3 protein-coding genes are annotated in these 3,816 nt (G+C 43.8%); 2 read left to right on the plus strand and 1 reads right to left on the minus strand.

The features are described 5' to 3' along the window. Nucleotides 1-127 precede the first annotated feature (127 nt). Nucleotides 128-1,324, minus strand: a complete 1,197-nt coding sequence (gene hmpA, locus ACED42_RS21500; RefSeq protein WP_371704094.1) for an NO-inducible flavohemoprotein — start codon at nucleotides 1,322-1,324, stop codon at nucleotides 128-130. Nucleotides 1,325-1,673: 349 nt separating this feature from the next. Here hmpA and norR point away from each other — a divergent pair, with 349 nt between their 5' ends. Then, the gene (gene norR, locus ACED42_RS21505; RefSeq protein ID WP_009845485.1) at nucleotides 1,674-3,266 is read left to right on the plus strand and encodes a nitric oxide reductase transcriptional regulator NorR; all 1,593 of its coding nucleotides are present in this window, start codon (nucleotides 1,674-1,676) and stop codon (nucleotides 3,264-3,266) included. 89 nt (nucleotides 3,267-3,355) lie between these two features. Then, nucleotides 3,356-3,715, plus strand: a complete 360-nt coding sequence (locus ACED42_RS21510; RefSeq protein ID WP_029222916.1) for a glutaredoxin — start codon at nucleotides 3,356-3,358, stop codon at nucleotides 3,713-3,715. Nucleotides 3,716-3,816 lie beyond the last annotated feature (101 nt).

The raw sequence follows: 3,816 nt of genomic DNA on the forward strand, positions 1-3,816 counted from the left end.
GGGATTATCTGCTAACTGCAAGATCGTTCAAGTCTTCTTAAACGATCGGCATTATCACAATGTGAGGCCTTTGAATAGGCAAGGTGTCAATAGTTCAGGCGAGTGTTAATAGAACTAGCGATAGCTATTAGAAATTAGCGTGAGGGCCAAAGACTTCGTAGTGTACGCGTGAGCGATCTACTTTAAGTACGTCTAACTGCTCTACGATGTTTTTCATGAAACCAACAGGGCCACAGATATAGAAATCACTCTCTTCAAAGCCTTTAGTATCGGAGATAGACGCTAGATCCATTTGACCTTCATGTGTGTTCTCACACGCAGACTCGCCTTTGTTCATGTACCACGTTTTCGCTTCCCAACCTTTATCGGCAACAATATCTTTAACGCGAGTCGTGAAAGAGTGTTGACCTACGTTTTCACAAGCGTGAAGGTACAGTACAGGTTCGTTTTTCTGCTGGTTGTTTAAGAACTCAAGCATTGATTGCATTGGTGTTACACCCACACCTGCAGAGATAAGCGTTACTGGCTTGCTACGCTCTTGATACATGAAGTCACCCGCTGGGGCATATAGGCTAACTTCATCACCGACAGCAACAGTATCGTGCATGTGATTAGATACTACGCCTTGAGTTTCTTGACCTTGGCCTTCACGTTTCACAGAAATTCGGTACTGCTTGCCGTTTGGCTTGTCTGATAGTGAGTATTGACGGATCTCGCTGTACTGAGCACCTTCAGGTTTCACTTCGATACCAATATATTGTCCTGGCGTATAATCCAGAACGTCACCGCCATCTTTTGGTTGTAGGATGAAGCTTGTTACTAATGCTGATTCTTCAATTTTATCTGCAATTACGAATGCACGTGCAGCTTCCCAACCACCAACAGCTTGCTTGCGCTGTAGGTAAAGTTCAGCTTCACGGTCGATGAATACTTGCGCTAAGAATAGGTAAGCCGCAGTCCACGCTTCTTCTACTTCTGGGGTGAATGCATCAGCAGCTAATTCACGCAGTGTTTCAATTAGGTGAAGACCAACGATTTGGTAATGGTCTGGTTGAATATTAAAGCTTGTGTGTTTCTGTGCAATACGCTCAACCGCTGAGGTTAACGCTGCTAGATTTTCGATGTTCTTTGCATAAGCTGCGATAGCTTCAAACAGTGCGACACCTTGGCGACCTGTTCTTTGATGAGTCATATTGAAGATATCTTTCAATTCAGGGTTATGCGTGAACATGCGTTGATAGAAGTGTTGAGTTAAAGCAGGGCCTGCGCTTTCTAAAAGAGGAATCGTCGATTTGATGATGTTGATATGTAGATTGTTTAGCATTGATTTACTCCGAACACTTAGTCTTTTGACCTTTCATGTCAAATTGACTAATTTTATTTAAAGATGACTTTATATTAATTCTTTCTCAATGGGCTCTTTGGCTACTATTTTTATGAGAATTACGTGGACTGATAAATTCGCATTAATTGATTCAAATCAATGATAGGTCAGTTATTCAGTCGTATAGACAACACGCAATGGACACACTGCACAAACGGTGCCAACATGCGAAAGCTTGTTGTGCCTAGCATTCCTTCAAAAACCCTCTTCAAACTTTAGTCAAAAAGACCTTTTTTTTATGTCATAAAGACTCTACCATGTATAAAAATACAAACAGTATGAGCCCTTTATGCAAGATATCTCAGCATCCACTCTCATGGAAATGACCATTGGTTTAGCCAGCGGTGTGAACGATCAAGACCGTTTCAATCGCTTAATCGATGCCATTCGTAAAACCATAACGTGTGATTGTGTCGCACTTTTAAGCCTTCAAGGCGACACGCTAGTACCCATCGCAATGCAAGGGCTCAGTCGAGATACATTCGGTCGCCGCTTTATTATTTCAGAACATCCACGTTTTGATGCGATTTGTGCATCGCGTTCTCCAGTTCGTTTTGATGCGGATAGCTCATTGCCTGATCCTTTCGATGGCTTACTGATCGACCACGACGGCGATTTGCCTATGCATGCCTGTATGGGTTTGCCTCTTCTTTTTGGTGACAAATTGTTAGGGGTACTAACCCTCGACAGCCTAAAACCTGATGTCTTCGCGAATATTCCTGCTCGGAACCTAGAAGTTCTCGCTGCTATTGCTGCCTCTACGATGCAAATGGCGATGACTTTCTCGCAACTTGAACATCAAGCAAAACAGTCAAAGCAATTACTGGAAGAGCTGAATGTTGAAGCGTGGGAACGTGACGGCGGCGAATTGATTGGTAATAGTGACACCATGGTCGCGCTTAAAAACGATATCGCGGTTGTCGCACCCTCTGAATTTAATATTCTGATTCATGGTGATACAGGTGTTGGTAAAGAGCTCGTTGCTCGCACCCTGCATCACCAATCGCAGCGTAAACGTAACCCACTCGTCTATGTCAACTGTGCAGCTATTCCTGAGAACTTGGTAGAGAGTGAACTATTTGGTCACGTTCGTGGCGCGTTTACTGGTGCAGACAAAAACCGCTTAGGTAAGTTTGCTCTAGCCGATGGCGGCACGCTATTCTTAGATGAAATTGGTGAATTGCCTTTAGCAGCACAAAGTAAGCTATTGCGTGCACTGCAAAACAACGAAATCCAACCTGTAGGCCAAGACAACATTCAAACTATTGATGTTCGTGTTTTAGCTGCAACCAACCGAGACTTAAAGCAAGAAGTTGAAGACGGTCGATTCAGAGCCGATTTATACCACCGATTGAGTGTGTACCCTATCGCAGTGCCAGCTCTGAAAGACCGAGGTGACGACATCAGCTTGCTAGCAGGCTTCTTCCTAGAACAGGCACGTCGTAAACTTGGTATCAACCAAGTTAAATTCCGCTCTGATGTACTGGTATTTTTAAACCGTTACGGTTGGCCAGGTAACGTACGTGAGCTTGAGCACGTGATTAGCCGTTCAGCACTAAAAGCATTAGCTCGTAGCACCAACAAAAACCTCGTGACAATCACTAAAGAAGATTGTGGCCCACTCGACCAAGATCAGCCTATAGCGACGACACAGGTAAAAAACACACCGTTATCAACACCAACGATCGACCTATCTGCAGGTTTACGTGGCGCTACCGATGATTTTCAACGCAGCATCATCACTGAGGTGTTGGAAGATGCCAACTTTAACTGGGCGCAAGCAGGGCGAGTTCTGAAAACAGACCGAGCAAACCTGACTCGACTGTCCAAACGTTTAGGGCTAAATGTGGCGAAGTCTCACACGATCGAACGGACAAAATAGATATTAGCGGTTTGTTGCGAGCATCTGACAAAACTTGTGTATATAATGCTGCAAATTGTAACGCTAATTTTAAATATGTAGAGAGAGTTATGAAGTTTATCCGTTGGTTTTTAGGTCGCGTCATCTTGTTGTTGAATTTTGTTTTCAGCCCACGCGGTGTGAAGCGTTCTCAAGAAGAACAAAGCAAAGTGAACGAGCAGGCAAAAACGCACACGTTGTACCAATTCGAGGCATGTCCATTTTGTGTAAAAGTACGACGCTCGATGAAACGTCAGTCTGTTCAGTTTGAACTTCGTGATGCAAAAAACAACGAACAACACCGTGCAGAGCTTGAAGCTGGCGGCGGTCGTGTGAAAGTTCCTTGTCTACGTATCGAGAAAGACGGTAAAACTGAGTGGATGTACGAATCTTCAGATATCGTATCTTACTTAGAAAATCAGTTCGCATAAGCGGAAAAAGCAACACAAGCAAAATACAAAAAATCCCTCTTCATGAGGTAATGCCGTTCACTTAAGAGTGAACGGCATTTTTGTTCTTAGCATACCGTTGT

This window comes from Vibrio sp. FF145 (genome assembly GCF_041439075.1).
Classification (GTDB): domain Bacteria; phylum Pseudomonadota; class Gammaproteobacteria; order Enterobacterales; family Vibrionaceae; genus Vibrio; species Vibrio tasmaniensis_A.

What these genes read in the sequence shown, in the direction of transcription:
- hmpA (WP_371704094.1), bottom strand. Translation starts at nt 1,324, where the DNA reads ATGCTAAACAATCTACATATCAACATCATCAAATCGACGATTCCTCTT.
- norR (WP_009845485.1), top strand. Translation starts at nt 1,674, where the DNA reads ATGCAAGATATCTCAGCATCCACTCTCATGGAAATGACCATTGGTTTA.
- ACED42_RS21510 (WP_029222916.1), top strand. Translation starts at nt 3,356, where the DNA reads ATGAAGTTTATCCGTTGGTTTTTAGGTCGCGTCATCTTGTTGTTGAAT.